Genomic DNA, 25,988 nt, shown 5'->3' with positions numbered 1-25,988 from the left:
GCTTTGAACTCATCGGAGTATTTCTTCGGCACCTTGATCTCTCCTCAAAACCGAGCCTACCGGCCCAGCGATCAGGGTGTCCCCATGAAGGGGGGAGGCTCCCCTTGCTGGTGCTCGACTACGTGCCGCATCACACGTTCGTGGCCGCGCCTATGACGATCTACGTCTTCGACGGCGGCGTCATCGACGATCCCGGCCTGATCCGGCTGCAGGCCGACGAGCTCGAGGAGTTCGGTTTCTTCCCGGTCGAGCAGGCGATGCCCTTGTTCGCCGAGATCCATCAGGCTCGTATCGGGCTGGCGGCCCAGGCTCGGCGGACGGGGAAGACGGTGTTCCAACCGTCGAGCCGAGCAATGTGAACCGGGTCGATAGCCGTTCGAACGTGTTCTTGCCCCAGCGCCGGCCACCGGGCACCGACCTCACACTGGTCGTCGCCGCCAACCCGCCCCCGCCATCAGCCGGCCTCGTCGGGGCGCTGCTACGCCTCCGAGCGTACGGGCTTGCGCGCGAGCAGGTGGATCTGCGTGGCCATGTCGCGGAACGGGATCCTCGCGGCGGTCGCCAGCTCGAACTCCCGCAGCTCCTCCCCCGCTCCGGCGTCGGTCTCGGCGACCGCGGCCGGGATGAGGTCGCCGACCACGCCCACACCGTGGACCTGCTCGGTCACCAGGCCCGAGCCGCCGACCAGGGCGGTCAGCGTCGCGGTCTCGAAGCGGCGTTGGAGGGTGTCCTTGCCGTCGATGATCCCGTCGACGTCGACCAGCAGGTCGAGCGCGGTCGAGAAGTGCCCGGTGAGGGCCTTGCCGAGGACCGCGGCGATCCGGTTGGCGACCAGGATGCTCACCGCACCGCCCTGCGCGCAGGCGCTCGAGAGCGCGCCGAGCGCGGCCTCGGGGTCGTCGATCATCTCCAGCACCGAGTGGCACAGCACCAGGTCTGCAGATTCGGGCTCGACCACGTCCGGCAGCTCGTCGGCGTCGGCCTGCACCGGCGTGACCCGCTCGATCACGCCGGCGTCGGCGGCGCGCTGACGCAGTGAGGCGAGCGCGTTCGCGGACGGCTCGACGACGGTGACCTCGTGGCCCAGTTCGGCCAGGGGCACCGCGAAGCCGCCGGAGCCGCCGCCGACATCGAGGATCTTCATACGGGCGCCGGTGCCGGCGCCGAAACGCTCGATCTCGGCCGACAGCACCGACCACACCACGGCTACGCGTGGGTGGTGCGCGGTTTCGGCGCTCTCCTTGGGTATGTCGACCATGGCCATCACCCTATCCCCGGTCAGTCGCGCAGATAAGGGGGATTGCGACGGATGGCCCGCAGATACGCGGGGTTGTTGCGCAGGTACCGGCGCCACAGCCGCCTCGGCTCTTTGACGAGCCGGAAGAGCCACTCGAGCCCGTTGCGCTGCATCCACGGCGGGGCCTGCGGGACGAGTCCGGCGTGGAAGTCGAAGGCGGCGCCGACGCCGAACATCGCCGGGGCGCTGAGCCGGTCGCGGTGCGCGGCCATCCAGCGCTCCTGCTTGGGGGTCGAGAGGCCGACCCACACGAGTTGGGCGCCGGAGTCGTTGATGCGCTCGACGATCTCGGCGTCCTCGGCCTCGGTGAGGGGCCGGAACGGCGGCGAGTAGGTGCCGGCGATCTTGAGGCCGGGGATCCGCTCAGAGAGCTTCTTGGCCAGCAGTTCCGGTACGCCGTCCTTGCCGCCGTAGAGGAACGACGACCAGCCGCGCTCGGCGCCGCGTTCGAGGACCTTGAGCATGAGGTCGGGCCCGTAGACGCGGTCCATCCATTCGGCGCCGGCCTTGCGGCCGGCCCACACCATCGGCATCCCGTCGGGGGTGGTCAGCCCGGAGGCGTTGTGGATGGCCTTGAGTTCGGGGTCGCGCTGGGACTCCATGACGCCGTGGACGCCGGTGACGCACACGTAGTGGCGTTCCCCGGAGTCGATCCAGCGGGTGATCTCGGCCAGGGCCATGGACTGGTTGATCGTGGAGACGCCGACGCCGAGGACGTCGACCCTCCGGAGGTTCGTGGAGGCCATTACAGGTTGTACTTGGCCTTGACCTGGTCGTAGACCCACGCGTAGGTCTTGGCCATGCCTTCGCGGAGGCTGATCGACGGTTCCCAGCCGTAGTGCTTCTGGATGAGCGTGTTGTCGGAGTTGCGTCCCCGCACGCCCAGCGGCCCGTCGATGTGCTTGAGCTCGATCTCGATGCCGGCGATGTCGGCGACCAGGTAGTAGAGGTCGTTGATGGTCGTCAGCTCGGAGGAGCCGAGGTTGAGCGGCTCGGCGATCTCGCCGCGCGTGAGCAGCTTGGTGCCCTCGACGCAGTCGTCGATGTAGGTGAACGAGCGGGTCTGCTCGCCGTCGCCCCAGATCTCGACCTCGGTCTCGCCGGTGAGAGCGGCGACGGCGATCTTGCGGCACGTGGCGGCGGGGGCCTTCTCGCGGCCGCCGTCCCAGGTGCCTTCGGGCCCGTAGATGTTGTGGTACCGGGCGATGCGGGTCTGGAGTCCGAAGTCCTCGCGGAAGTGGCGGCACATGCGCTCGCTGAAGAGCTTCTCCCAGCCGTAGCCGTCTTCGGCGTCGGCCGGGTAGGCGTCCTCTTCCTTGAGGGGGGCGATGTCGGCCTCGGTCTGCTTGTAGCCGGCGTAGACGCACGCCGAGGAGGAGTAGAAGAAACGCCCGACTTCGGCGTCCCGCGCGGCCATGAGCATGTGCGTCGACGGGAGCACCGAGAGCATGCACAGGGCCTTGTTGTTCTCGATGAAGCCCATGCCGCCCATGTTGCAGGCGAGGTTGTAGACCTCGGCGGCGCCGTCGCCGACGGCCCGGCGGCAGGCGTCCAGCTCCCCGAGGTCGCGCTGGAGGTTCTCGACCTCGCCGTGGACCTGGTACCACTGGCCGAGCGGCTTGATGTCGACGGCGCGCACGGTCTTGCCCTCGTCGAGGAGGCTCTTCACCAGATGACCGCCGATGAATCCGCCGGCTCCGGCCACCACCGCGTCCACGCTTGCCGCCATCGTCACTCCTCATGCATTCGGCTACGGGGAAAGAGAGCCTTCAGCCTACCTGCCGCGTTCGCGGGCCCACCAGGCGGGAATTGGGCTTCAGTCGCGCCGCAGCAGGTGTGCGGGACCGATCCTGAACACGTCGGGGGCGTCGTCGGCGGCGATGGCCGGCTCGACCCGCGGCGCGATGCAGTACAGGCGCGAGGGCGGGTCGCCGAGGAGTCGCCGGACGTGGCGCAGGCGCTGGAGCTGCCGGTGGCGCATCCGGAACATCCAGCGGATGGTGCCGAGGGCGGCCAGGGAGCCGTCGGCGCGCCAGGCGGCGACTTCGAGGGTGCGCAGCTGCCGGAAGCGCGGGTCCGGGACGACGATGCGGGTGGTGCGCTCGGCTTCGGGGTCGTCGAGGGCCCATTCGCGGGCGACGCGGGCGTATTCGGCGCGGCACACGTAGCGGTCGAAGCGGGCGTGGGTCATCCGCCACAGCCGGTCGGTGATGTAACCGCGGCGCCAGCGCGGCAGGTGTTCGACCATCATGGCGTAGTAGAAGCGCGCCAATCGGTCCTTCATGGTCCAGAAGGGATGCTCGGGTTCGAGCGGGTTGGGTTCGACGCGGACCAGGCCGGCCTGCTCGAGGGTCGCGAAGATGCCGTCGAGTCCGTCGAATCCGGTGGTGGCCTCGAGGTCGGCGACCGTGCGCGGCCTGACGGCGACCATGCTCAGGATCTTGTCGGTCCGCTCGTCCGCCTCGCCGCCGAGGGCGCGTTCGACCGCGTGCTCTGCCAGGTCGAACAGCGGGTTGTCGGCGTTGAGGAAGGTCGACTGGACCCAGTCGGGGACCTCTTTGAGCGACCCGGGAAGGGTTCCGGCGTGGGCCAGCAAGGCCGGGTCGGATCCTACGAGGGCGTGGACGGCGATGGCCGTCTCGGGGTCGTCGATGCCCAACGCCCTCACAGAATCGCGCAGTCCGCTCATAACTCCAGGAGTTTATACATGATGTGCATCCCCACCAGTCCGTGCACAGGGTGGCGGAAGCCGTCGGGGACGATCGCGAGCGTCTCGAATCCCAGTGAGTGCCAGAGCTTCACCGCGTACGTGTTCGTCTCGACCACGGCGTTGAACTGCATCGCGTGGAAGCCGTCCGCGGCGGCCCGCTCGAGCGCGGCCTCGCCGAGGGCCCTGCCGACGCCGCGGCCGCGGACGGCCGGGTCGACCATGAATCCGGCGTTCGCGACGTGGGCGCCTTGGCCCGGCTGGTTCGGGTGGATCTCGACGGTGCCGGCGAGGCGCCCGTCGACCTCGGCCACAAGCGTCGAGGCGGGAGGGACCTTGTCCATCCAGAAGGCGCGCGCCCACGATTCGGAGGTGTCCCGCGGCCACGGGTAGGTCTCCCCGGCGGCGATGATGGGCTGCGCGAACGCCCAGATCGCGGGCCAGTCGGTCGGTTCGGCGTCACGGACGAGCATGGGGGTCAGGATATTGGCTCATCGCGGGGGCTGCCAGTCGGCCAGCGAGACCGCCCGGCTGGAGACCCACGAGTCGGGCATGGCCCGCAGCAGGCCGCGGGTGACGCCCGGGCCGCCGGAGGCCACCATGTGGACGCGCCTGGCCAGCCGCGCGACCTTCCGGATCCGGCTGAGCCTCGCCCGGTCGTAAGCGTGGAGGGCCTCGGCGATGGACTCGGGGCTGCGGCGCAACGCCCAGCCGAGCGTCACCGCGTCCTCCAGCGCCAGGCTCGCGCCCTGGGCGAGGATGGGCGCGCTGCCGTGGGCGGCGTCGCCCATGAGGACGATGCCGCGGTTGCCTTCGGCGTAGAACAGCTTCGCGGGGACCGGCCAGACGTAGCGGATGGGCTGCTGGGTGAGTTCGGAGGGGCGGGTGGCGGCGATGTACTTGCCGACCGGGTGCGGCCAGTCGGCGAACCAGCGGTTGATCAGCTCGTGCTGGATCTGCGGGGACTCCGGGCGCATCCCGCCGGGCACGGTGGCCCACCAGCAGGCGCCGGACTGGCCGAGGTCGGCGTAGCCGAAGCGCCGGCGGTCGGGCCCGTAGACCTCGACGGCCTCGGAGCCGCGCTCGGGAGCGCGGTGGGCCGGGATCGTGGCGCGGAAGGCCACCACTCCGGCGTCGACGGTCGGGGCGCCGCCGACGACGAGGTCGCGGGTGGGCGATTCGATGCCGTCGGCGGCGACGATCAGGTCGGCGTCCCACCGGCGCGCGGCGTCGCCGGCGGCCAGGTCGACCAGGTCGATCCGGGAGACCCTGGTCGCGGGGTGGACCTCGACGTCGCGGCCGAGGTGGCTGACGAGCGCCTCGTACAGCACCGCGTTGTGGACCATCACCGACGGGGTGCCGTCGTCGGCGCCGATGGCCGCGCCCGAGAACGTGGTCGCCAGGCGCTCCTCGTGCCGCAGCTCGAAGCGGTCGACGGGCGAGCCGCCGGCGTCCAGGGTCGCGTCCAGGCCGAGGGCGCGCAGGGCCCTGACGCCGGAGGCCCACAGGAGCATGCCGAGGTTGTCGCCGCGCAGCCGTTCGCGCCGCTCGAGCAGCGCCACGCGCCAGCCGAGCTTCGACAGCACGATGGCGCTGGCCAGTCCGGCGATGCCGGCGCCGACCACTACGGCTCTACGGTTATGCACATTGCACCTGCCGGGGGAAGCGGTGGGTCAGCGGTCGTCGCGGGTTCGGCCCGCCTCGGCGGACTCGGAGGCGCCGTCGGAGTCCTCGTCGGTCTCTTCGGCGGTCTGCTCGTCGGCGGTTCGATCGGCGGTCTGCTCTGCCTCGCTCAGCTCGGTGCCCTTCGGCAGGCCGCCGTCGACGTAGCCGGCGGCCTTCGCTTCGGGCGAGTTCCAGTCGACGGTGACGCGTTCGCCGTCCTCGAGGACGAAGACCTGGCGGGTGCCGCGTGCGCGGAGGAGGTAGACGATCGCGCCGACGATGATGACGACGCTCATCCACTGGTTGAGGCGCATTCCCGCGAAGGCCTCGGCCGGGTCGATGCGCAGGCCTTCGATCCAGAAGCGGCCGATGCCGTAGAGGGCGACGTAGACGGCGAAGGCGCGCGCGGCGCCGAACTTCCATTTGCGGTCGGCGCCCCAGACGATGAGGGCGACGCCGAGGTTCCACAGCAGCTCGTACAGGAACGTGGGGTGGAACGTGGCGTACTGCTGGTATCCGGCGATCCGGTGGTCGGGGTCGATCTCGACGGCCCAGAACGCTTCGAGGGGCCGCCCGTAGAGCTCCTGGTTGAACCAGTTCCCGAGCCTGCCTATGGCCTGGGCGACCGGCAGGCCGGGCGCCAGGGAGTCGGCGATCATGGTGAACGGAAGCTTCAGCTGCCGGGAGGCGAACCACACGCCGACGCCGCCGAGGACGATCGCGCCGGGGATGCCGAGGCCGCCTTCCCAGACCGCCACGATGCGCCAGGGGTCGCCGTCGGCGCCGAAGTAGGCGTCGGGGCTGGTGAACACGTGGTACAGGCGGCCGCCGATGATGCCGAACGGCACCGCCCAGACGGCGATGTCGAGCACGGCCCACTTGGGGGCGCCGCGCGAGCGCATGCGCGCCTCGGTGATCCAGCAGGCGGCGACGATCCCGGCGATGAGCGCGAGCGCGTAGGCCCGGATGGGGATCGGTCCGAGGTGCCAGACGGATTCGCTCGGGCTGGGTATGAATGCGAGGTCCACGACGCTTAACCGTACTGGACCGTAATCGGCGCACGCCTTCGGCCAGCTCGCTTGTCAGTTCGGCGAGGCGCTGGTGACCGGAGGGGACGTCGTCGGCCTCCAGGTAGCATCCGACGATCGCCGATCCGACGATGACCGCGTCGCCGTAGGCGGCGACTTCGGCGGCCTGGTCGCCGTCGCGGACGCCGAGGCCGACGCCGATCGGCAGGTCGGTGTGGGCCCGGGTGCGCCGGACGAGTTCGGGCGCGGCCGCGGAGGTCGCGGCGCGGGCGCCGGTGACGCCCATGATCGACTGGGCGTAGACGAAGCCGCGGCAGGCGGTGACGGTGGAGGCGATCCGCTCCTCGGTCGACGAGGGGGCGACCAGGAAGACCCGGTCGAGGTCGTGGGCCTCGGAGGCGGACAGCCACTGGTCGGCCTCGTCGGGGATGAGGTCGGGGGTGATGAGCCCGGCCCCGCCGGCGGCGGCGAAGTCGCGGGCGAAGGCCTCCACGCCGTAGCGTTCGACGAGGTTCCAGTAGGTCATGGTCAGGATGGGGACGCGTCCGGCGACGGCCTCGGCGACCTCGAACAGCTGGCGGGTGCGGAAGCCGCCGCGCAGGGCCTGGTCGGCGGCGCGCTGGATGGCGGGGCCGTCCATGACCGGGTCGGAGTACGGCATGCCGACCTCGATGATGTCGGCGCCGTGGTCGATCATGATGTCGATGGCCTTGATGGAGTCGGCCAGGGTCGGGAAGCCCGCCGGGAGGTACCCGACGAGTGCGGCGCGCCCTTCGGCGCGGGTCTTCGCGAACGCCGCTGCGGTCGTCACTGGTCGCCTCCCTTGTCGAAGCCGTAGTAGTCCACGACGGTTCCCATGTCCTTGTCGCCGCGTCCCGAGAGGTTGACGAGGACCTGCGAGCCCGGCTCGAGGTCCTTCGCGACGCGCAGGGCCCCGGCGACGGCGTGCGCCGATTCGATGGCGCAGATGATGCCCTCGGTCCGCGCGAGCTTCTCCAGGGCGGCCATGGCCTCGGCGTCGGTGACCGGCTGGTAGACGGCGCGTCCGGTCTCGGCGAGGTGGGCGTGCTCGGGGCCGACGCCCGGGTAGTCGAGGCCGGCCGAGATCGAGTGCGACTCGATGGTCTGACCGTCCTCGTTCTGGAGGACGTAGGTCCGCGCGCCGTGGAGGACGCCGACCTGGCCGGCGGTGATGGTGGCAGCGTGGCGTCCGGTGTCGAAGCCGTCGCCTCCAGCCTCGAAGCCGTGGAGTCTCACGTCGTCGTCGAGGAAGGCGGTGAAGATCCCCATGGCGTTCGAGCCGCCGCCGACGCAGGCGGCGACGACGTCGGGGAGCCGTCCGGTCTTCTCGAGCAGCTGCGCGCGGGCCTCGTCGCCGATGCCGCGGCAGTAGTCGCGCACGACCTTCGGGAACGGGTGGGGTCCGCCGACCGAGCCGATGAGGTAGTGGGTGTGGTCGACGGTGGCGACCCATTCGCGCAGCGCCTCGTTCATGGCGTCCTTGAGGGTGCGCGAGCCGGTCGTGACGGGGATGACCTCGGCGCCGAGCAGCCGCATGCGGGCGACGTTGAGGGCTTGGCGGCGGGTGTCCTCCTCGCCCATGTAGACGGTGCACTCCAGGCCGAGATAGGCCGCGGCGGTGGCGGTGGCGACGCCGTGCTGGCCGGCGCCGGTCTCGGCGATGACGCGGGGTTTGCCCATCCGCTTGGTGAGCAGGGCCTGACCGAGCACGTTGCGGACCTTGTGCGCGCCGGTGTGGTTGAGGTCCTCGCGTTTGAGCCAGATCTCGACGCCGGCCTCGTCGGAGAGCCGCTCGGCCTTGTACATCGGCGAGGGCAGGTTGCCGTATTCGCGGAAGAGCCGGTCGAGTTCGGCTTGGAACTCGGGGTCCTCCATCGCCTTGTCGTGGGCGACGGCCAGTTCTTCGAGTGCCGCGATGAGCGCTTCGGGGACGAAGCGTCCGCCGAAGTCGCCCCAGTGTCCGCGGAGGTCGGGTTCTGGCATGGTGCTCTCCTCCTAGATCGGTCGCGGCGTGGCCGGGTGGGACCCGGCCGTGACCAGCTCGGCGACGGCGTCGCGAGGGCTCTTCTGCCTGACCACGCCCTCGCCGACGAGGACGGCGTCGGCCCCGGCGGAGGCGTAGCGGATCAGGTCGCGGGTGCCGCGCACGCCCGATTCGGCCACCTTGACCACGTCGCGGGGCAGGCCCGGGGCGATGCGCTCGAACACCGAGCGGTCCACTTGCAGCGTAGTCAGGTCGCGGGCGTTGACGCCAATGACTTTCGCGCCGGCCGCGAGCGCGCGGTCGGCTTCGGCCTCGGTGTGGACCTCGACCAGAGCGGTCATGCCGAGTCCTTCGATGCGCTCGTGCAGGGAGACGAGGGTGTCCTGGTCGAGCGCCGCGACGATGAGCAGCACCAGGTCGGCGCCGTGGGCGCGCGCCTCGAGCACTTGGTAGGGGGAGACGACGAAGTCCTTGCGCAGCAGCGGGACGTCGACTTTCTCGCGGACGGTGTCGAGGTCGTCGAGGCTGCCTTTGAAGTAGTTCGGCTCGGTGAGCACGCTGATGACCGAGGCGCCTCCGGCGGCGTACTCGGCGGCGAGCACGGCCGGGTCGGGGATGTCGGCGAGCGCTCCCTTGGACGGCGAGGCCCGCTTGACTTCGGCGATGACGCTGACGCCGCCGCCGTTGAGCGCGGCGTAGCCGTCGAGCGGGGGCACGGCGCGTTCGGCGGCCTCGCGGATGGCTTCGATGGGGACCTGGTTCTGCCGCCGCTCGAGATCGGCGCGGACTTCGGTGATGATCTGTTCCAGCACGTTCACTAAGATCGTCCCTTCTCCTGCGCCGCTGCCGTGATATTAGGCGACGAGGGGTCCTGTCCGGAGTCCAGGGCGTTCCACAGCCTCGCCGGGTCCTCTGCTATGGCGTCGTCGGTGGCGGCGCCTGCATCGTAGCGGGTGGACGGGTCGGGCCAGCGCCCTGAGCGGAGCATCGCGACCGTTCCGGCGGCGGCGATGAGGAGGCCGGCCGCGGCCAGGCCGATCGGTGCGGGTCCTTCGGCGGCGTGGAGGGCGCCGGCCGCGGCGGCTGCGATGCCGCAGAGCGCGGCGAGGCATCCGATGGCGCGGCGGGCGCGGCGTCCGGCGGCGAGCATGGCGAGGAAGGCGGCGCCGGCGGCGAGCGCGCACGGCAGGGACCAGGCGGCGAGCTCGGTGCCGGTCTGGGAGGCGGCGCGGGCGATGCCGGCGGCGTTCTCGATCGTCTCGGAGGTCCATTCGCGGGTGGCCGCGAGGGCGGCCGCGGCGGAGGCCGCGAGCCCGACCAGGACGGTCCGGTTCCGCTCTGCGGTGGCCATCAGGCGATCTGCCTTCCGGTGAAGCACGTCCGGGTGCCGGTGTGGCAGGCCGGGCCGGTCTGCTCGACTTGGAGCAGGACGGTGTCGCCGTCGCAGTCGAGGGCGACCGATTTGACGGACTGGTGGTGCCCGGAGGTGCGGCCCTTGACCCAGAGTTCGCCGCGGCTGCGCGACCAGTAGGTGGCCTCGCCGGTGTCGAGGGTGCGGCGCAGCGCCTCGGCGTTCATCCAGGCGAGCATGAGGACTTCGCCGGTGTCGTGCTGCTGGGCGATCGCGGGCACGAGCCCGTCGGCGTTGAACGCGACGCTCGCGACGGCGTCTTCGCTGGTCTGTCGGCCTTCCACGTCTACTGATTCTGAACGCTGCCGTAATCGGACCGCCACCCGGGCCCGGTGGTGGGCAGATCATGGGATTCTGGGCGCGTGCATCGTCCCCATGTGATCCTCTCTGCCGCGATGAGCATCGACGGCTTCCTCGACGACGACTCCGAGAAGCGGCTGACGCTCTCGAACGCGGCGGACTTCGACCGGGTCGACCAAGTGCGTTCGGAGGTCGACGCGATCGCGGTCGGCGCCCGGACGGTCTGGGCCGACGATCCGCGGCTGCTGGTGCGCTCGGCCGAGCGGCGGGCGCGGCGGGAGGCGGCGGGTCGGCCGCCGTCGCCGCTGCGGGTGGTGTTCTCGCCTTCCGGCGCGCTCGACGCCTCGGCGCGGCTGTTCGCCTCCGGGGAGGCGCCGGTGGTCTACACCAGCGAGTCGGGGGCGCGGCAGTGGCGGATGGAGGCCGGGGCGGCGGAGGTGGTGGCCGTCGGCGAGCCCGGTGTGGAGCTGCCTCGGGCGTTGGCCGATCTCGCCGAACGCGGGGTGGAGCGGCTGCTGGTGGAGGGCGGCGGGATCGTCCACACGGCGTTCCTGGCCGAGGACCTGGCCGACGAGCTGCATTTGGCGGTCGCTCCGTTCCTGCTCGGCAAGCGCGGCGGGGCCCGGTTCGCCCTCCCCGCGGAGTTCCCGCAGTCGCCGCGGCGGCCGCTGTCGCTGGTGGAGACGCGCGCGATCGGTGAGATCGCCCTGCTCGTGTACCGACGCGTGGACGAATCATGATCTAAAGGGCGAAATTTCGCTTATGGTGTTCGCAGCGCCGCCTACCGCCGCAGAAGGATGGAGCCGCGATGACCGAGCCGGAATCGACCCCGCCTCCCGAACCCGAGGAGACCGGCGAGAGCACCCCGATCACGCCGGCCGCGGCGACGTCGCGGCCGCCGACGCTGCCGCTCGACAAGACCGTCTTCTGGATCGCCGCCGTGGTGGTCATCGCCGTCATCGTGTTCGCGGCCGCGTTCCCCGTGGCGTTCGAAGCGGTCTCCACCTCCGCGCTCAACTGGGTGATCGACCACTTCGGCTGGCTGTTCGTCATCGCCGCCAACATCTTCCTGGTGCTGGCGGTCTACATCGCCCTCAGCAGGTTCGGGAACATCAGGCTCGGCGCGTCCGATGAGGAGCCGGAGTTCGGGGTCCTGCCGTGGATCGCGATGATGTTCGCCGCCGGGATGGGCATCGGCCTGATGTTCTACGGCGTCGCCGAGCCGCTCTCGCACTACCTCACCGCGCCGCCGCCGCTGGAGTTCGATCCCCAGTCGCCTTATTTCGAGGCCGATCGCCAGCGCGGGGCGCTGCTCTACAGCTACTTCCACTGGGCGCTGCATCCTTGGGCGATCTACTCGGTGGCCGGGCTGGCGCTGGCGTACTCGACGTTCCGCAAGCAGCGGGGCAACAACCTGAGCGAGGCGTTCGTGCCGTTGATCGGCGACCGGCGCTGGGGTCGGGGCGCCGGGAAGGCGATCGACCTGCTGGCGATCTTCGCGACCGTGTTCGGCACGGCCGCGAGCCTCGGTTTCGGGGCGCTGCAGGTGGCCGTCGGGCTCGACATCGTCGTGGGGCTGCCGGGCACGGCCGAGCTCGAGCTGATCGTGATCGTCGCGCTCACCGCGGCGTTCGTGGTCTCGGCGTTCACCGGGATCCACCGGGGCGTCAAATGGCTGTCGACGACGAACGTGCTCCTGGCGTCGGCGATCATGGTGTTCGTGTTCATCGCGGGGCCGACGCTGTTCCTGCTGGACGCCTGGCCGGCGTCGGTCGGCTCGTATCTGTCGCACCTGATCGACATCTCGAGCGTCACCGGGGCGTTCGGCGGCGGCGACTGGATGTCGGTGTGGACGATCTTCTACTGGGCGTGGTGGCTGTCGTGGGCGCCGTTCGTGGGGACGTTCATCGCGCGGATCTCGCGGGGCCGCACGGTGCGGCAGTTCATCGCCGGAGTCCTGCTGGTGCCGTCGACCGCCTCGACGGTCTGGTTCGCGATCATGGGCGGGACGTCGATCTGGTACCAGACGCACACGGGCGCGGACCTGCCCGGGGCGCTCGCGCGGGGTCAGGAGTACGCGCTGTTCGCGATGCTGGAGCAGCTGCCGCTGTACTCGCTGATGTCGGGAGTGCTCATGCTGCTGGTGACCTTCTACTTCGTGACGAGCGCCGACTCGGCCTCGCTGGTGCTCGGGACGCTCTCGAGCTCGGGCTCGCTGATCCCGAAGAAGCCGCTGGTGATCTTCTGGGGCGTCACGATCGGGGCCGTGGCGGCGGTGCTCCTCCTCCGCGGCGGCCTGCAGGGGCTGAAGGACGCGACGATCATCGTGGCGCTGCCGTTCGTGCTGGTGATGCTGCTGCTGTGCGTGGCGCTGATCAAGGAGCTCAAAGAGGACCCGGCCGCGCACCCGCTGCGGCGCCACCTGCGGCACAAGAGCTTCACCGACGCGATCCGCCGCGCGGTCGGCGAGGAGGTGGAGGCGCAGACCGAGTCGCGCAACCGGTGGTCACGCGGCAGGATACGGTTCGGGACGGGCCGCACGCGCCGCTCGAACGGCGAGGAGTAGGCGATATCGTGCGAAGTCCGGCGACCGAGCCGTATGGGCGCTGCTAGGTTAATTCGTGACCCTGCGGCGGAAGGATTCGGATGAAGGCGATCGTGGTCGAGCAGACCGGCGGCCCGGGCGTGATGACGCTCCTCGAGGGAGAGGACCCCGGCCCGCGACCGGGACAGGTCGCGGTGCGCGTGGCCGCGGCCGGAGTGAACTTCATCGACACCTACCACCGGTCGGGCGCCTATCCGGTGCCGCTGCCGTTCACGCCCGGACTCGAGGGCGGCGGGACGGTGGTGGCCGTGGGAGAAGGGGTCACCGAATGCAAGCCCGGCGACGAGGTCGCCTGGGCGCAGGTGCCCGGGTCCTATGCGGACCTGGTCGTGGGCCGGGCCGAGGACTTCGTCCCGGTGCCCCCGCTGGTGTCGCTCGAGAGCGCCGCGGCGGTGATGCTGCAGGGCCTGACCGCGCACTACCTGTGCAACTCGGTCTACCAGGTGCGCGAGGGCGACACGGTCGTCGTCCACGCGGCGGCGGGGGGCGTCGGCCTGCTCCTGACGCAGATGGTGAAGTACAAGGGCGGCAAGGTCATCGGCACCGTAAGCAGCGACGCCAAAGCGGAACTGGCGCGTTCCAACGGCTGCGACCACGTCCTGTTCTACGAGGGCTTCGCCGCGAAGGTCCGCGAGCTCACCGGGGGCGAGGGCGCGGCGGCGGTCTTCGACGGGGTCGGCAAGGACACCTTCGAAGCGGGACTGGGAGCCCTGCGCCGCAGGGGGACGATGGCGCTGTTCGGACAGTCCAGCGGCCCGGTGAAGTCCTTCGACCCGCAGGCGCTCAACGCGAACGGCTCGCTGTTCCTGACCCGCCCGAAGCTCGGCGACTACATGGCCACTCGGGAGGAGTACCTGGAACGGGCCTCGGAGGTCTTCGGGATGATCGAGGACAACAACCTCCACGTCCGCGTCAGCGAGACCTTCCGCATGGACGAGGCGGTCGAGGCCCACCAGGCCCTCGAAGGACGCAAGACCACCGGCAAGATCCTCCTGATCCCTTAGCCTGGACGGGAATCCGTATCCTGTCCCGATGGACGCGGCGCCCCCCCGACCGGAGCCCCCGAAGGCCCCCGGGCCGATCAGATGGTGGATGGTGCCGGCCGCGCTGGCGGTCATCGGCCTGGCGGTCCTCGGCGTGTACCTGTGCGTGAACGCGAGCACGAGCAGCGCGAGCAGGCCGCGGCGGTCACCGAGCGCGACGCCTTGGAGCGGCGGATCACCGAACTGCGGATCCAGGCGGTCGCGCAGCTCGGCTCCGCGAGCGCCGCGGTGCGCATCGGCGGACTGCACAACCTGGAGCGGCTGGCCTCGCAGTTCCCGGGCCTGCGGCAGATCGTGCTCGAGGAGATCTGCGCCTACCTGCGTCTGCCGTTCGAACTGCCGGAGCCGGCCGCCGACGGCCAGGTCCCCGGTCCGCCGCTGGAAGTCGGCCGACGACCCCGACGACCCCGACGCGGTCCGCCTCGTGCCGGCCGGCGCCTAGGAAGCGCGGGTCTGCTCGATCCAGGAGCCGTGGAGCCCGGCGTACACCGAACCCTCCTCGGCCGCCAGCTCGCGGTGCGGGCCGTGCTGCACCAACTCGCCGTCGTCGAAGACCAGGACCTCGTCGGCGGTCTCGGCGGTCGAGAGCCGGTGGGCGATGATCACCGTCGTCCGGCCGCGCGTGACCGCGTCCAGGGCCGCCGACAGCCGCAGCTCCGTGGCCGGGTCGACCGCGCTGGTGGCCTCGTCGAGAACCAGCAGGTCCGGGTCGGTCACGTAGGCGCGCACCAGCGAGACCAGCTGGCGCTCGCCGACGCTGAGATTGGCGCCGCTCTCCCCCAGTTCGGTCTGCAACCCGTTCGGCTGCGCGTCGAGCCAGTCGGTCAGACCCAGTTCCGAGAACGCCACGTAGATCTCGGCGTCGCTGATCTCGGGCTTGGCGAACCGGACGTTGTAGGCGAGCGTGCCGTTGAACAGGAAGCCCTCCTGCGGCACCATCGTGACCCGCCGCCGCAGCGACGAGAACCTGACCTCGGTCAGCGGCGTCCCGCCCAGCAGCACCCGTCCGGCGGTCGGATCCATCAGCCGGGTCAGGAGTTTGGCGAACGTGGTCTTTCCCGAGCCGGTCTCGCCGACGACCGCCACCTTGCGGTGCGGCGGGATCTCGACGTCGATGCCGTGCAGCACCTCCTCGCCGCCCGGATAGGCGAACCGGACGCCTTCGAAGCGGGCCCCGATCGGGCCTTCGGGCAGGTCGACGCCGTCGACGGGGTCGGCCACGTCCGGTTCGGTGTCGAGGATGTCGAGCACCCGCCGCCAGCCGGAGACCGCGTTCTGGGCCTCGTTGAGCATCTCGGTCGCGGTGACGACCGGCTGGATGAACAGCACCACCAGGAACAGGAACGCGGTCAGCTGCCCGACGGTCATGGTGCCGTCGGCCACCAGGTACGCGCCGATGACGATCACCACCGCGTATACGCCGAAGTGGACGATCTCGCCGGCGCCGAACGAGAACGCCGAGCGCCGGATAGCCTTGGCCTGGTCGCGGCGGTGGTCCTCGATCGCGGCGTCCAGCCGCCGGCTCGTGCGCCCGCCTATCCCGTAGGAGCGCACCACGCCCGCGCCGACGACCGCCTCGGACACGGCCGAGAGCATCCTGCCGACGCTCCTGCGGACGTTGGTGTAGGCGGCGGCCAGGTGGGTCTGGAGCCATTTGATCAGCCACGTCACGGGCACGAACACGACCCAGACGGCCAGCGCGAGCTGCCAGGAGTACACGAACATGACCACGGTGGCCACCAGGATCTGGGCGCTGGAGGTCACCAGCATCATGCCGCCCTGCTGGAGGAACTGGCTGATGGTGTCGATGTCGGTGGTCACGCGGGCGGTGAGCGCCCCGCGCCGCTCCCCCTGCTGGTGCAGCATCGACAGGTCGTGGATGTGGCGGAAGGTGCGCCGGCGCAGGTTCGCCAGCGAGGTCTCGGTGACGATGAACAGCCGCCGGTTCATCCAGAAGTTGGCGCCGGTGGTCAGCGCCAGGACGCCGATGCCGAGGGCGATCACGACGACGACGTAGGGCAGGTCGGGTCCGCCCTCGCCGAACAGTCCGTTGTCGAGCACCTGCTGGGCGCTGATCGGCACCACCAGGCGGCCGACGGCGGTGACCGCGGCGAGGAAGATCGTGAACGCCAGGCCGCGGCGCAGCTCGGGCGAGAGCCGCAGGCCGCGCCCGAGCGTCTCGAACGGTCCGGGTTCGGGTTTGGCTCCGATGCTCATGCGGCGGGCTCCTCGTCGAATTCGCGTTCGGCCTCGGCCTGCTCGTAGGCGGTGACGAGGTCGGCATAGGGCCGGTGGCGCTCCAGCAGCTCGCGGTGGGTGCCGCGGGCGGTGATGCGGCCGTCTTCGAGGAAGACGACCTCGTCGGCCAGTGCGATGGTGGCGCGCCGGTAGGCGACGACGAGGACGCTGGCCGAGTGGGAGGAGTTCTTGAGGCCGGCGAGGATCCGGGACTCGACCTTGGGGTCGACGGCGCTGGTGGCGTCGTCGAGGATGAGCAGGCGCGGCGCGCCGGCGAGGGCGCGGGCGAGGGTGAGGCGCTGGCGCTGGCCGCCGGAGAGGGTGGTGCCGCGCTCGCCGACCTCGGTGTCGAGGCCGTGGTCGAGGTCGCCGACGAATTTGTCGGCGCCGGCGGCGGCGAGCGCCTCCCACAGTCTGGCGTCGTCGAGTCCGGCGCGGTCGAGTGAGAGGTTGGCGCGGACGCTGTCGTCGAAGACGAAGGGGATCTGCGGGACGAGCGCGGCGGTGGACGCGAGGCTGGCGTGGTCGAGGTCGGGCAGTTCGACGCCGTCGAGGCGGACGGTGCCGCTGGTGGGGTCGGTGAGGCGGACGGCGAGGTGGGCGAGGGTCGATTTGCCCGAGCCGGTGGCGCCGACCAGGGCGACGGTGGTGCCGGGTTCGACGGTGAAGGAGACGTCGCGGATGGCTTCGCCGCCGTCGGGGTAGCGGTAGGCGACCGAGTCGAATTCGAGGCGGGCGGGGCCGTCCGCTCGGAGGTGGCGGTCGCCGTAGGACATGTCTCCGGTGGAGGAGAGGACGTGGTCGACGCGGCGGCGGCCGACCACGGAGGTGGGGAGGTCGCCCAGGACCCAGCCGATGGCGCGGATGGGGAAGGCGAGGATGGAGAACATGAAGGAGACGGTGACCAGTTGGCCGAGGTCCAGCGCGCCCTGCTGGTAGCGGGCGAGTCCGACCAGCAGGGCGATGAGGGTGCCGAGTTCGGGGAGCCCTTGGATGGCCGGTTCGAAGGCGGCGCGGAGGCGTCCGACGCCGATCATGGCGTCGCGCAGTTCGCCCGCGGTCCGGGTGAACCGCTCGGTCTCCTCCGCTTCGCGGCCCATGGCCTTGACGACCAGGGCGCCGTCGAAGGATTCGTGGCCGTCGGCGGAGACTTCGGCGCGGAGCTCCTGGGCGCGTTTGGCGCGGGGGGCCATCTTGGAGGCGAAGACGGCGTTGAGGGTGAGCAGGACGGGGAACATCGCGAGCGCGACGAGGGCGATCGCCCAGTCGATGGTGAAGAAGACGACCATCGAGACGACGATCATGAACAGGGTGCCGCAGGCGAAGGGGAGCGGGGCGAGCGGCCGGGTGGCGGCTTCGACGTCGGCGTTCGCGTTGGACAGCAGGGTGCCGGTGGGGTGCTTCTGGTGCCAGGAGACCGGCAGGGCCAGGTAGCGGCGGGTCACTTTGCGGCGCCAGTGGGCCTGGACCTGGAACATCTGGGTGCCGGAGCCGATGCGGCGGGCGCACATGGAGGAGAAGCGGAGGACGGACATGCCCAGCAGCGCGCCGATGCCGAGGGCGACCGAGCCGAGGGTGACGCGGCCGTCTTCGTAGGCCGGGACGGCGACGCGGGAGACGACCCAGCCGACGATGAAGGCGACCGACAGGTGCATCGCGGTGTTGACCATCGCGCCCGCGACCGCGACGCTGAATCGCTTGGGCTCGATCCTGATCATGTCGCCGATGTTGCGCAGTCCCTGGCGGAGGATGCTGGCATCGACGGCGGCTTGAGTCATCTGCGGCTCCGGAGGTGGGTCGGCTCGCGGCCCTTGCCGTGCGGCAGGCAAGCGACCGCATGCAATCATGCCTCGTCCGTGTGACGGTTGCCAACCGGCAGCCGCGGCCGGCCCGGGGAGGTTTCCGACACTGACATGTCGGAATGTCGACATAAGTCGTTTGTCAGTTTACCAGGGCTTTTGCCGGGATACATTAAGGACGGCTAGATCCTCACTCTCAGCTCGAATCCGACCCCGTCGAGCGATAAGCAGGTGAACCCCGATGATTCAAGTGCTCATGAGACGGGCGCCGTCGCTGCTCGCGACCGCGCTGGAGCGCGTGCTGGCCCAGGAGCCGGACATGACCGTGATGGGAAGTCTGACCTGGGACGACAATGTGGAGTGGGCCGGCGAAGGCCCGGCTCCGGACGTCGTCGTCCTCGACGCGTGCTCGGCCGAGGCGGACAAGGTCGAGTCCGAGTGCCGGGCGCTGTGCGAGACGCTGCCGAAGGCGAACATGCTGGTGATGACGTGCTCGAAAGGACCGGCGATCCAACCGGCCCTGGCCAGGATGGCGCCGCGCGTCGGCTTCGTCACCACTGACGAGAGCTGCGACCGCTTCACCGAGGCGATCCGCCGCCTCGCCGACGGCGGCGCGGTGATCTGCCCGGATGTGGCGCTGGCGGCTCTGAAGGCCAAGGACAATCCGCTGACCGATCGCGAGCGGGAGGTGCTCGGTCTCATGCTCACCGGCGCCTCGACCCAGGAGGCGGCCGATCGGCTGTACCTGCGGGTCGGCACCGTCCGCAACTACCTCTCGAGCGCGGCGGGCAAGGTCGGGGCGCGGACCCGCATCGACGCGATCCGCATCGCTCAGGAGGCCGGCTGGATCTGAGCGCTCTCGCGTTCGCTCGCGGTCGAGCCGTCGAGGGTGAGCACGCGGCGGGCGCGTTCGGCGCTGCCGGCGCGGTGGGCGATGACGATCAAGGTCCCCGGTCGCTCGGCGAAGGCCGCTTCGGCTCGGCGCTCGGCGACGGGATCGAGGTGGCAGGTGGCTTCGTCGAGCACGCAGATCGGCGCCGGCGACAGGTGCGCGCGGACCAGAGCGAGCAGCTGCCGCTCCCCCGCCGACAGCCGCGACGGTTCGACCGTCGCCGACAGTCCGCCGAGCCGCTCGACCAGGTCCGATGCGCCGACCGCGTCGACGGACGAGGCGATCGGGCCGGGGCCGGCCTCGGGCCGCAGGTAGGTCAGGTTGTCGCCGACGGTGCCGGCGAAGACGTACGCCTCCTGCGGGATCAGTACGCGGAAGCCGGCCAGGTCGACCGGCGAGAGGTCGGCGACGTCACGGCCGCCGACGGTGACGGTGCCCGAGTCGGGCGTCAGCAGGCCGCAGAGCAGGCCGGCCAGGGTGGACTTGCCGATGCCGCTGGCCCCTACGATCGCCAGGTGGTCGCCGGCCGGGATCCGCAGGTCGAGCCGGTCGACGATCGCCTCCGAATGCGGTCCGTAGGCGAAGGTCAACCCTCGGGCCTCCAGGTCGGGCGGGCCGGTCGGGGCCACGGAGGCGTGGCGAGCGGGCTCGGGGGCTTCGGTGGAGTCGAGGATGCGGCCGAGGGTGACGACGAACCGCAGGCCGCTGCCGCCGACGCCGGAGATGAAGCTGTTCAGCGCCGGCTGGAGTCCGTAGAGGACGTAGAGCAGTCCGCCGGTGATGGTCCCGGCGGTGAGTCCGCCTTCGACGAGTCGGCCGCTCGCGGCCAGGACGGCGATCAGCGGCAGCCAGCCGCCGATCACGAAGCACAGGGAGCGCAGCGCCGCCACCCATGCCAGCGAGCGTTCGGCGCGGGCCTGTTCGTCGACGGGGCGGTCGACCAGTGAGCGGCCGTGGTCCTCGCCGCCGCAGCCGGCCAGGTCGGCCGTGCCGGCGAACACGGAGCCGGCCCGGTCGGCGAGGCGCTCGTCGGCTCTCACCGCACGCCGGTGGCGGGCCGCGGAGGCCCCGAGTGTAGCGGTGAACAGCAGCAGCCCCAGTAGGAAGGGCGGCAGGATCACCGCGGCGAGCTCGGGCGAGAGCGACATGAGGCCGGCGGTGACGCCGACCGCGGTGACGGCGAAGCCGCGCACGGCGACGATGAGGCCGGCGTAGGAGTCGCGGACGATCTCGACCTGCCGGGTCAGCTGCGCGACCGCGCCCTCTTTGGAGGCTCCGGCGACGGCCGCTCGCAGGGACCCGTCCACGACGCGCCGGACCAGCCGGTCGCGGAACGGCTCGACCAGGTCCCCGATGCGCGCGTACACCATCCGGGTGCCGACCGCGCCGAGCACGGCGGCGAGCAGCAGTCCGGCGAGCCAGGCCGCTCCGGTCCAGGGCCGGTCGGCGGCGAACCCGTCGTCGACGGCTCTGGCGACCACGATCCCCGAGATCGTCGCCGGCAGGGTCTGCGGGACCGACCAGGCGATGAGGGCGGCGGTGGGCCGCCGCCGGAGGCCGCTGAGGCCGTATCGGATTTCGCGTCTCATGCGAACACCTCCCGGTAGGCGGGCGAGTCGGCCCACAGGCGCTCGTGCGGCCCTAGCGCGCGGATGCGGCCGGCCTCCAGCCAGACGACGAGGTCGGCGCGGGCGGCGGTGGCGGCGCGGTGGGTGACCAGCAGCCTGGTGCGTCCGGTCTCGTGGGCGGTGAGGGCGTCGATGATCCGCAGCTCGGTCACGGTGTCGAGGCTCGAGGTGGCGTCGTCGAGCACCAGCAGTCGCGCGGCGTGCCAGGCGCGGGCCAGGCCGATCCGCTGGGCTTCGCCGCCGGACATGGGGGCCTGCTCGAGGGGGGTGTCGTAGCCGTGGGGCAGGCGGCTGATGAAGTCGTGGGCGTCCGCGGCGCGCGCGGCCGGCCGGGGTGATCGATTCGGTGCGATCGCCTCGGCGACGGTGGCGCCGACGAGGACGGGGCGCTCGGGGGCCCAGGCGACGGCCCGGCGCAGTGCTTCGCGTCGCAGGCGGCGCAGTGGAACGCCGTCGAGCAGCACTTCGCCCGCGTCGGGTTCGCGAAGTCCGGCGGCCAGCTCGGCGAGGACCGACTTCCCGGCTCCCGAGGCGCCGACGACGGCCGCGACCGTCCCGCCCGGGACGGTCAGTTCGATGCCGTCGAGCAGGCCGTCGACGGCGACCGACCGGAACTCCAGCCGGCCGTCGCCGTCGGGCAGCTCGTGGTCGCCGTGCTCGGCGGCCGGAACGCCGGTCACCTCGGTCAGGCGCCGCACGCCCGCCCGCGACCGTGCGAGCGTGGCGAACACGCCGGTCAGGGCGCCGATGCCGGCGCCGCTCATCGCGTACTGGGCCGAGGCGAGCATCTCGCCGGGGGTGAGCCTGCCGGCCGACAGCGCCAGACCGGCCGCGAACAGCACTCCGATGGTGGTCAGTGGTCCGACCAGAGCGGACTGGGCGCCGGTGGCCGCCAGCACCTGCCAGGTGCGGGAGCCGTGCTCGCCGAGACGCGGCAGTTCCGCGAGCACCCGGTGCCGTTCCCGGTCGACGGTGCCGGCGGCGGCGATGGTCCGCCTGCCGGCCAGGGCTTCGGCCAGGCGGGCGGCGATGACGCCTTGGACCCGCTGGTAGGCCGCGACCGCGGCGGTGGTGCGGGAGACGAACAGCCGCAGGACGACCGCGACCAGCGCGAGCCCGGCGATGAAGGCCGCGGCGAGCCACAGGTCGAGATAGGCCAGCATCGCCAGGCTCCCGACCGAGGGCAGCAGGCCCGTGGCCGCGCCGACGGCGGCGGGCCCGGCGCGGGCCGCGTCGGCGCAGTTGGCCGACATTCGCGCGGTCAGGTCGCCGGTGTCGAAGCGGCGCAGCCGGTGCGGGTCTACGGCCAGTATGTGGCGGACCAGCCCGCGACGCAGCCACGCGGTGGTCGAGGCAGTGCAAGCGGCTCCGGCGAAGGCGTCGACCAGCTCGCAGGCGGCGCTCACGACGACCAGTCCGGCGGCGATCGCCATCGGCGCGGCCACGCCGCGTCCGGTGACGGCGGCGTCGACGGCCTCGGCGAGCACGAGCGGCAGCGCCAGCATGGACAGCGTGCCGAGCACCGAGGAGCCGCCGATGACCGGCAGCCAGCGACGGGCCCGGGCGACGACCGTCCCGAAGGACAGTTCACGCCCGGACCCGTGCGATGTTGCTACTCGCAGAGCAGCACGCTCAGGCGGCTCGTTCCGTCGCACAGCGTGACGCTCAGGTTGCTGTCCTTGCCCTTGTTGGACAGCTCGTCCTTGCTCTCCATGCCTTGCAGGTCGAGAAGTGCCATGATCGTCTCTCCTTTCTTCGAGTTAGGGGATGCTTTCCTTCATCGGCGCCGTCGGCGCCGACATCTGTGGGCTCGCCGGCCAGGAGGCCGGGAGCAGGGGCATCGCCACCGGATCGGCGTGCAAGACCGAACCGAGGGCGAGCAGGACGCCGGCGCCGCCGGTCGCCAGGTCCATCGACAGCCGCAGCAGGCCCGTGCCGGGGAAGGCGATGCCGTCCTCATAGGGCAGGGCGTGCCACGACAGTGCTCGGACGTGGTCGCGGACCACGGGGTCGGCGAGGGGCTCGGCAATGCGTCCGGCGCGGTACAGGAGGATGCCGGCGCGGCCGGTGAACAGGCCCGGGAGGATGTACATCGGCGACTCGGCGGCCCGGGCGATGCGGTCGGAGTCGTCGGCGAAGGACTCGCTGCGGCGCCGGGCCGCGAAGGCGTCGAGCGCGACGCCGATGCCGACGCTGCCGACCTCCAGGTACGGCATGGTGCGCCAGCCCTCGTCGACCTCCATGGAGCCGTTGTCGCGGACCGTGCACCGTCGCAGGTCCAGTTCGATGGCGGACTCGGCGGCGTCGAGGTAGGACCCGTCGCCGGTCTCGTCGAAGGCGCGCATGAGCAGCAGCGCCTGTCCCGAGCCGCCGCGCATGAGGCCCGCGTACGGGCCGGCGCCGCCGCTGACGTCCCCGATCGTCTCGAACGGCGCCCGCTCGGCGACCAGGTCGGCGCAGCGCAGGCCGGTCGTGCGCAGCTCGGCGGCGTCGGCGTCGGCCGTGCGCGCCAGGTGCAGCAGGTTCAGGCCCGCCCCGGCCAGGCCCCCGGCGAGGTCGGCGCTCAAGGCCTCCCAGCGCTCGGAGAGGAACACGTCGACGATGTCGAGTGCCGCCTGGCGGTAGCCGAGGTGGTCGAGGGTGAACGCCGCGCCGTGCAGGCCGTCGTAGAGGCCGAGCCTGGTGCCCGAGTGCGGGGCGAGGGCGTGGTCGATCAGCCAGCGTTCGAAGCGCTCCCAGCGGCCGGCGCCGGTGGCCTCCAGCGCGTAGAGCACGCCGGACGCGCCGAAGGCGAGCCCGAGGCCGCCGGTGGTGAACTGGCGGATGTCGCCGGGGAAGAGCCGGTCGTCGCGTTCGGGGGTGGCGCTGGCCACGATCGAGCGGGCGATCCGGTCGCGCAGGGCCGGCCAGCGCGCGGCGTCGGGTTCGATGCTCAGGTCGGGCGCGGCCGGGAGGTCGGGTGGTGCGACGCGCTCGACCGCGTCGTCGAGGTAGCCGGCCGGCACCGGGAAGTGCTCCTGGATGATCTCGACCAGATGCCGGGCTTTGGAGCGGTGGAGGCCGAACAGGTTCGTCAGCGGCAGGAACAGGGAGAGCTTGAGGCACGCCAGCGAGTAGCGGTCGGCTTCGGCTCCGGCCATCGATCGCGGGGCGGCGAAGCCCTGGTTGCCCAGGCCCGCCGGGCGCGTGGCGTCGGCCGGTCCGGCGACTTCGAAGTCGAGCAGGCAGATGCCGCCGTCGATGCGTTCGATGACGTTGAACAGGTGCAGGTCGCCGTAGGCGATGCCGCACCGGTGGATCTGGTCGAGGATGTGCGCGACGCGTTCGTGGATCCGCAGCGCCCAGTCGGTGAAGTCGCGGTAGTCCTCGTCGGTCGCGGTGGGGTCGGCCAGCGGGTAGCGGTCGACGAGGGCGGAGCTGAGGACCTCGCCGTCGACGTGCTCCATCGCCAGGAACCGGTGCTCGCCGATCCAGAACAGCTCGTGGGCGCGGGGCACGCCGTCGATGCCGTCGAGGCGGCGCAGGATGTCGTGTTCGTGCTCGACGCGGTGGACGGCGTCGTTGCCGCGGGCGTCGAGGCCGGCGTGCGGGCGGCCCTCTTTGAGGACCACGGGGTCGCCGGTGCGCTCGTCGCGGGCGAGGTAGATGCCGCCGCCGTTGGAGAAGTGCAGGACGCGTTCGATCGCGTAGGGCAGGTCGGCGACGGTGACTTCGTTGCGGGCCTTGAGGTGCGGGGTGAGGAATTCGGGTACGGGGACCCACTCGGGGGTCCGGAAGACCGGTTCCCTGATGTCGGGGACGAGGCGGCCGTCGGGGTCGGTGATCGCGGGGACCACGTCGCCGGAGTCGGTGACGGTGTAGCGGTCGTCGAAGGCCCCGTAGCGGACGTGGAGCGGGCCGGTGCCCCAGCGGAGGTCGCTGAGGATGTACGGGTTCGGCACGCCTTCGAGGAGGGCGCCGAGTTCGTTGAGGATCCGCTCGCAGTCGTCCTCGTCGGTCGGGTAGATCGTGACCAGTTTGCCGCTGGAGTCGCGCGCCGCGTATTTGGAGAGCCTGGAGGTCAGGGCGTTGGGCGAGCGGAGGAACTTGAACTGGGCGCCGTGTTCGAGGCAGTAGTCCCAGGCCGTCTCCAGGACGCGTTCGGCGCTCTGGGCGGCGGCCGAGGCGTGGATCTTCCAGCCCTGGGCGGGCAGGGGCCGTCCGGTGCGGAGGGTGATCCAGTCGTCCTGCTCGGCGCGTACCCAGCCGTCGGGGACCGGTCGCTCGGCGATGGCGAAGGAGCGGCCGGCGGAGCTCACCGAGTGCATGGCGTCGTAGAAGGTCCGGTCCGCCATGCTGTATTTCTCGTAGTGGTCGCCCATTGCCGCTCCCATCGAGTCCAGAAGGTCTGGATCTCATCCTGGCGGTTGGGCGGCGTCCCCGATAGACCGGTTTGTCACCGATTAATCGTGAATTTCTCACGGTTTCGGGGTGAGCGATGCCTCTGAGGGCCGGTCAGGCGGGCAGTGGCAGGCGCACGGGGTGGCCCGCGTCGGCGAGGCCCTGCTTGATCTCGGCGACGGTGACTTCGCCGAAGTGGAGGATGGAGGCGGCGAGGACGGCGTCGGCGCCGGCTTCGACGGCGGGCGGGAAGTGCTCGGCCTTGCCGGCCCCGCCGGAGGCGATCACGGGGATGTCGACCGCGGCGCGGACGGCCGCGATGAGCTCGAGGTCGAAGCCGGCCTTGGTGCCGTCGGCGTCGATCGAGTTGAGCAGGATCTCGCCGGCGCCGAGCGAGGCTGCGCGGGCGCACCATTCGACGGCGTCGAGGCCGGTGGGGCGCTTCTGTCCGCCGTGGGTGGTGACCTCCCAGCCGGTGTCGGTGGCGCCGGTGGCGGCGACGTCGGCGGAGAGGACGAGGACCTGGTTGCCGAAGCGGTCGGCGATCTCCGATATGACCTCGGGGCGGGCGATGGCGGCGGTGTTGACGCCGACCTTGTCGGCGCCGGCGCGCAGGAGCCGGTCGACGTCGTCGGGGGTGCGCACGCCGCCGCCGACGGTCAGCGGGATGAAGACCTGCTCGGCGGTGCGGGCGACCACGTCGTACATGGTGGCGCGCCCGTCGGAGGAGGCGCTGACGTCGAGGAAGGTGAGCTCGTCGGCTCCGGCCCGGTCGTAGGCGGCGGCGAGCTCGACCGGGTCGCCGGCGTCGCGGAGGTTCTCGAAGTTGACGCCCTTGACGACGCGCCCGGCGTCGACGTCGAGGCAGGGGATCACACGCACCGAAAGACTCACGCGGCAAGCCTACAAGGCGCGGAGGGCCGTGTCGTCCGCCATAGTTCCCGCCATTTCTGAACATGTTCAGAATATTTGGAGTAGCGTCGCCACCGA

The 25,988-nt window shown here is 71.3% G+C and carries 23 protein-coding genes and 1 pseudogene; 5 read left to right on the top strand and 19 right to left on the bottom strand.

The window, feature by feature from the left end; genetic code table 11:
* The first annotated feature begins 104 nt into the window (after window positions 1-104).
* Window positions 105-359: an NUDIX hydrolase gene (locus ACYVL2_RS06030; RefSeq protein ID WP_460541200.1), complete on the top strand. Its 255-nt coding sequence runs from the start codon at window positions 105-107 to the stop codon at window positions 357-359.
* A gap of 119 nt (window positions 360-478) precedes the next feature.
* On the opposite strand, the gene ACYVL2_RS06025 is transcribed toward ACYVL2_RS06030, so the two are convergent.
* The 12 genes and pseudogenes from ACYVL2_RS06025 to hisI all read right to left on the bottom strand — a co-directional run bounded on the left by ACYVL2_RS06025 (window position 479) and on the right by hisI (window position 10,397).
* Window positions 479-1,258 carry a class I SAM-dependent methyltransferase gene (locus tag ACYVL2_RS06025; RefSeq protein WP_460541198.1) on the bottom strand — a complete coding sequence of 260 codons (780 nt, stop codon included), beginning with the start codon at window positions 1,256-1,258 and terminating at the stop codon, window positions 479-481.
* Window positions 1,259-1,278: 20 nt separating this feature from the next.
* Complete coding sequence (locus ACYVL2_RS06020) at window positions 1,279-2,043, bottom strand: WecB/TagA/CpsF family glycosyltransferase (protein WP_460541196.1); 765 nt, start codon at window positions 2,041-2,043, stop codon at window positions 1,279-1,281.
* On the bottom strand, window positions 2,043-3,026 hold the full coding sequence (locus tag ACYVL2_RS06015) for a Rossmann-fold NAD(P)-binding domain-containing protein (RefSeq protein WP_460541194.1): 984 nt from the start codon (window positions 3,024-3,026) through the stop codon (window positions 2,043-2,045). Before ACYVL2_RS06015 ends, ACYVL2_RS06020 begins: the two co-directional genes overlap by 1 nt.
* Window positions 3,027-3,113: 87 nt before the next feature.
* Window positions 3,114-3,986, bottom strand: coding sequence for a hypothetical protein (locus tag ACYVL2_RS06010; protein ID WP_460541192.1), 873 nt, complete (start codon window positions 3,984-3,986; stop codon window positions 3,114-3,116).
* Window positions 3,983-4,477 (bottom strand): GNAT family N-acetyltransferase, encoded by a 495-nt coding sequence (locus tag ACYVL2_RS06005; protein ID WP_460541190.1) that lies wholly within the window; start codon window positions 4,475-4,477, stop codon window positions 3,983-3,985. The genes ACYVL2_RS06010 and ACYVL2_RS06005 overlap by 4 nt, the downstream gene beginning before the upstream one ends.
* 18 nt (window positions 4,478-4,495) lie before the next feature.
* Window positions 4,496-5,650 carry an FAD-dependent oxidoreductase gene (locus ACYVL2_RS06000; RefSeq protein ID WP_460541188.1) on the bottom strand — a complete coding sequence of 385 codons (1,155 nt, stop codon included), beginning with the start codon at window positions 5,648-5,650 and terminating at the stop codon, window positions 4,496-4,498.
* A 27-nt stretch (window positions 5,651-5,677) separates the two neighbouring features.
* Window positions 5,678-6,697, bottom strand: a complete 1,020-nt coding sequence (gene lgt, locus ACYVL2_RS05995) for a prolipoprotein diacylglyceryl transferase (protein WP_460541186.1) — start codon at window positions 6,695-6,697, stop codon at window positions 5,678-5,680.
* A 28-nt stretch (window positions 6,698-6,725) separates the two neighbouring features.
* A pseudogene (gene trpA, locus ACYVL2_RS05990) lies at window positions 6,726-7,508 on the bottom strand (tryptophan synthase subunit alpha); the annotation flags it as partial.
* The gene (gene trpB, locus ACYVL2_RS05985; protein WP_460541184.1) at window positions 7,505-8,701 is read right to left on the bottom strand and encodes a tryptophan synthase subunit beta; all 1,197 of its coding nucleotides are present in this window, start codon (window positions 8,699-8,701) and stop codon (window positions 7,505-7,507) included. The pseudogene trpA and the gene trpB, both read right to left, overlap by 4 nt.
* Window positions 8,702-8,713: 12 nt before the next feature.
* A complete protein-coding gene (gene trpC, locus ACYVL2_RS05980) occupies window positions 8,714-9,514 on the bottom strand; it encodes an indole-3-glycerol phosphate synthase TrpC (RefSeq protein WP_460541228.1) in 801 nt (266 codons plus the stop codon).
* 5 nt (window positions 9,515-9,519) lie between these two features.
* Window positions 9,520-10,053, bottom strand: coding sequence for a Trp biosynthesis-associated membrane protein (locus ACYVL2_RS05975; protein WP_460541182.1), 534 nt, complete (start codon window positions 10,051-10,053; stop codon window positions 9,520-9,522).
* Complete coding sequence (hisI, locus tag ACYVL2_RS05970; RefSeq protein ID WP_460541180.1) at window positions 10,053-10,397, bottom strand: phosphoribosyl-AMP cyclohydrolase; 345 nt, start codon at window positions 10,395-10,397, stop codon at window positions 10,053-10,055. Before hisI ends, ACYVL2_RS05975 begins: the two co-directional genes overlap by 1 nt.
* 93 nt (window positions 10,398-10,490) lie before the next feature.
* Between hisI and ACYVL2_RS05965 the strand changes: the two genes are divergently transcribed.
* The 3 genes from ACYVL2_RS05965 to ACYVL2_RS05955 all read left to right on the top strand — a co-directional run bounded on the left by ACYVL2_RS05965 (window position 10,491) and on the right by ACYVL2_RS05955 (window position 14,022).
* Window positions 10,491-11,153 (top strand): RibD family protein, encoded by a 663-nt coding sequence (locus ACYVL2_RS05965; protein WP_460541178.1) that lies wholly within the window; start codon window positions 10,491-10,493, stop codon window positions 11,151-11,153.
* A 68-nt stretch (window positions 11,154-11,221) separates the two neighbouring features.
* Window positions 11,222-12,979, top strand: a complete 1,758-nt coding sequence (locus ACYVL2_RS05960) for a BCCT family transporter (RefSeq protein ID WP_460541176.1) — start codon at window positions 11,222-11,224, stop codon at window positions 12,977-12,979.
* 80 nt (window positions 12,980-13,059) lie between these two features.
* The gene (locus ACYVL2_RS05955; RefSeq protein WP_460541174.1) at window positions 13,060-14,022 is read left to right on the top strand and encodes a quinone oxidoreductase family protein; all 963 of its coding nucleotides are present in this window, start codon (window positions 13,060-13,062) and stop codon (window positions 14,020-14,022) included.
* Between the two features lie 477 nt (window positions 14,023-14,499).
* Here ACYVL2_RS05955 and ACYVL2_RS05950 read toward each other — a convergent pair whose 3' ends face one another.
* Both ACYVL2_RS05950 and ACYVL2_RS05945 read right to left on the bottom strand, forming a co-directional pair.
* A complete protein-coding gene (locus ACYVL2_RS05950) occupies window positions 14,500-16,278 on the bottom strand; it encodes an ABC transporter ATP-binding protein (RefSeq protein ID WP_460541172.1) in 1,779 nt (592 codons plus the stop codon).
* Window positions 16,275-18,050 (bottom strand): ABC transporter ATP-binding protein, encoded by a 1,776-nt coding sequence (locus tag ACYVL2_RS05945; protein ID WP_460541226.1) that lies wholly within the window; start codon window positions 18,048-18,050, stop codon window positions 16,275-16,277. Before ACYVL2_RS05945 ends, ACYVL2_RS05950 begins: the two co-directional genes overlap by 4 nt.
* Window positions 18,051-18,339: 289 nt before the next feature.
* Here ACYVL2_RS05945 and ACYVL2_RS05940 point away from each other — a divergent pair, with 289 nt between their 5' ends.
* Window positions 18,340-18,951, top strand: coding sequence for a response regulator transcription factor (locus tag ACYVL2_RS05940; protein ID WP_460541170.1), 612 nt, complete (start codon window positions 18,340-18,342; stop codon window positions 18,949-18,951).
* Here ACYVL2_RS05940 and ACYVL2_RS05935 read toward each other — a convergent pair.
* From ACYVL2_RS05935 to hisF, 5 genes are all read right to left on the bottom strand, one after another.
* Window positions 18,930-20,579, bottom strand: coding sequence for an ABC transporter ATP-binding protein (locus ACYVL2_RS05935; protein ID WP_460541168.1), 1,650 nt, complete (start codon window positions 20,577-20,579; stop codon window positions 18,930-18,932). The two genes, ACYVL2_RS05940 and ACYVL2_RS05935, sit on opposite strands and share 22 nt — an antisense overlap.
* Window positions 20,576-22,141: an ABC transporter ATP-binding protein gene (locus ACYVL2_RS05930; protein WP_460541166.1), complete on the bottom strand. Its 1,566-nt coding sequence runs from the start codon at window positions 22,139-22,141 to the stop codon at window positions 20,576-20,578. Before ACYVL2_RS05930 ends, ACYVL2_RS05935 begins: the two co-directional genes overlap by 4 nt.
* A gap of 89 nt (window positions 22,142-22,230) precedes the next feature.
* Window positions 22,231-22,356, bottom strand: coding sequence for a SapB/AmfS family lanthipeptide (locus ACYVL2_RS05925; RefSeq protein WP_460541164.1), 126 nt, complete (start codon window positions 22,354-22,356; stop codon window positions 22,231-22,233).
* Between the two features lie 22 nt (window positions 22,357-22,378).
* A complete protein-coding gene (gene lanKC / locus ACYVL2_RS05920; protein ID WP_460541162.1) occupies window positions 22,379-24,979 on the bottom strand; it encodes a class III lanthionine synthetase LanKC in 2,601 nt (866 codons plus the stop codon).
* A 133-nt stretch (window positions 24,980-25,112) separates the two neighbouring features.
* Window positions 25,113-25,892 carry an imidazole glycerol phosphate synthase subunit HisF gene (hisF, locus tag ACYVL2_RS05915; RefSeq protein ID WP_460541160.1) on the bottom strand — a complete coding sequence of 260 codons (780 nt, stop codon included), beginning with the start codon at window positions 25,890-25,892 and terminating at the stop codon, window positions 25,113-25,115.
* Window positions 25,893-25,988 lie beyond the last annotated feature (96 nt).

The sequence above is a fragment of the Glycomyces halotolerans genome, assembly GCF_054779575.1.
Note: the sequence above shows the minus strand (reverse complement) of the source record. Positions and strands in the feature narration are given on the sequence as shown.

Coding starts and splice junctions, on each gene's coding strand:
- ACYVL2_RS06025 (WP_460541198.1), bottom strand. CDS start 1,258: ATGGTCGACATACCCAAGGAGAGCGCCGAAACCGCGCACCACCCACGC.
- ACYVL2_RS06020 (WP_460541196.1), bottom strand. CDS start 2,043: ATGGCCTCCACGAACCTCCGGAGGGTCGACGTCCTCGGCGTCGGCGTC.
- ACYVL2_RS06015 (WP_460541194.1), bottom strand. CDS start 3,026: ATGGCGGCAAGCGTGGACGCGGTGGTGGCCGGAGCCGGCGGATTCATC.
- ACYVL2_RS06010 (WP_460541192.1), bottom strand. CDS start 3,986: ATGAGCGGACTGCGCGATTCTGTGAGGGCGTTGGGCATCGACGACCCC.
- ACYVL2_RS06005 (WP_460541190.1), bottom strand. CDS start 4,477: ATGCTCGTCCGTGACGCCGAACCGACCGACTGGCCCGCGATCTGGGCG.
- trpB (WP_460541184.1), bottom strand. CDS start 8,701: ATGCCAGAACCCGACCTCCGCGGACACTGGGGCGACTTCGGCGGACGC.
- ACYVL2_RS05975 (WP_460541182.1), bottom strand. CDS start 10,053: ATGGCCACCGCAGAGCGGAACCGGACCGTCCTGGTCGGGCTCGCGGCC.
- ACYVL2_RS05960 (WP_460541176.1), top strand. CDS start 11,222: ATGACCGAGCCGGAATCGACCCCGCCTCCCGAACCCGAGGAGACCGGC.
- ACYVL2_RS05955 (WP_460541174.1), top strand. CDS start 13,060: ATGAAGGCGATCGTGGTCGAGCAGACCGGCGGCCCGGGCGTGATGACG.
- ACYVL2_RS05950 (WP_460541172.1), bottom strand. CDS start 16,278: ATGAGCATCGGAGCCAAACCCGAACCCGGACCGTTCGAGACGCTCGGG.
- ACYVL2_RS05940 (WP_460541170.1), top strand. CDS start 18,340: ATGATTCAAGTGCTCATGAGACGGGCGCCGTCGCTGCTCGCGACCGCG.
- ACYVL2_RS05935 (WP_460541168.1), bottom strand. CDS start 20,579: ATGAGACGCGAAATCCGATACGGCCTCAGCGGCCTCCGGCGGCGGCCC.
- ACYVL2_RS05925 (WP_460541164.1), bottom strand. CDS start 22,356: ATGGCACTTCTCGACCTGCAAGGCATGGAGAGCAAGGACGAGCTGTCC.
- lanKC (WP_460541162.1), bottom strand. CDS start 24,979: ATGGGCGACCACTACGAGAAATACAGCATGGCGGACCGGACCTTCTAC.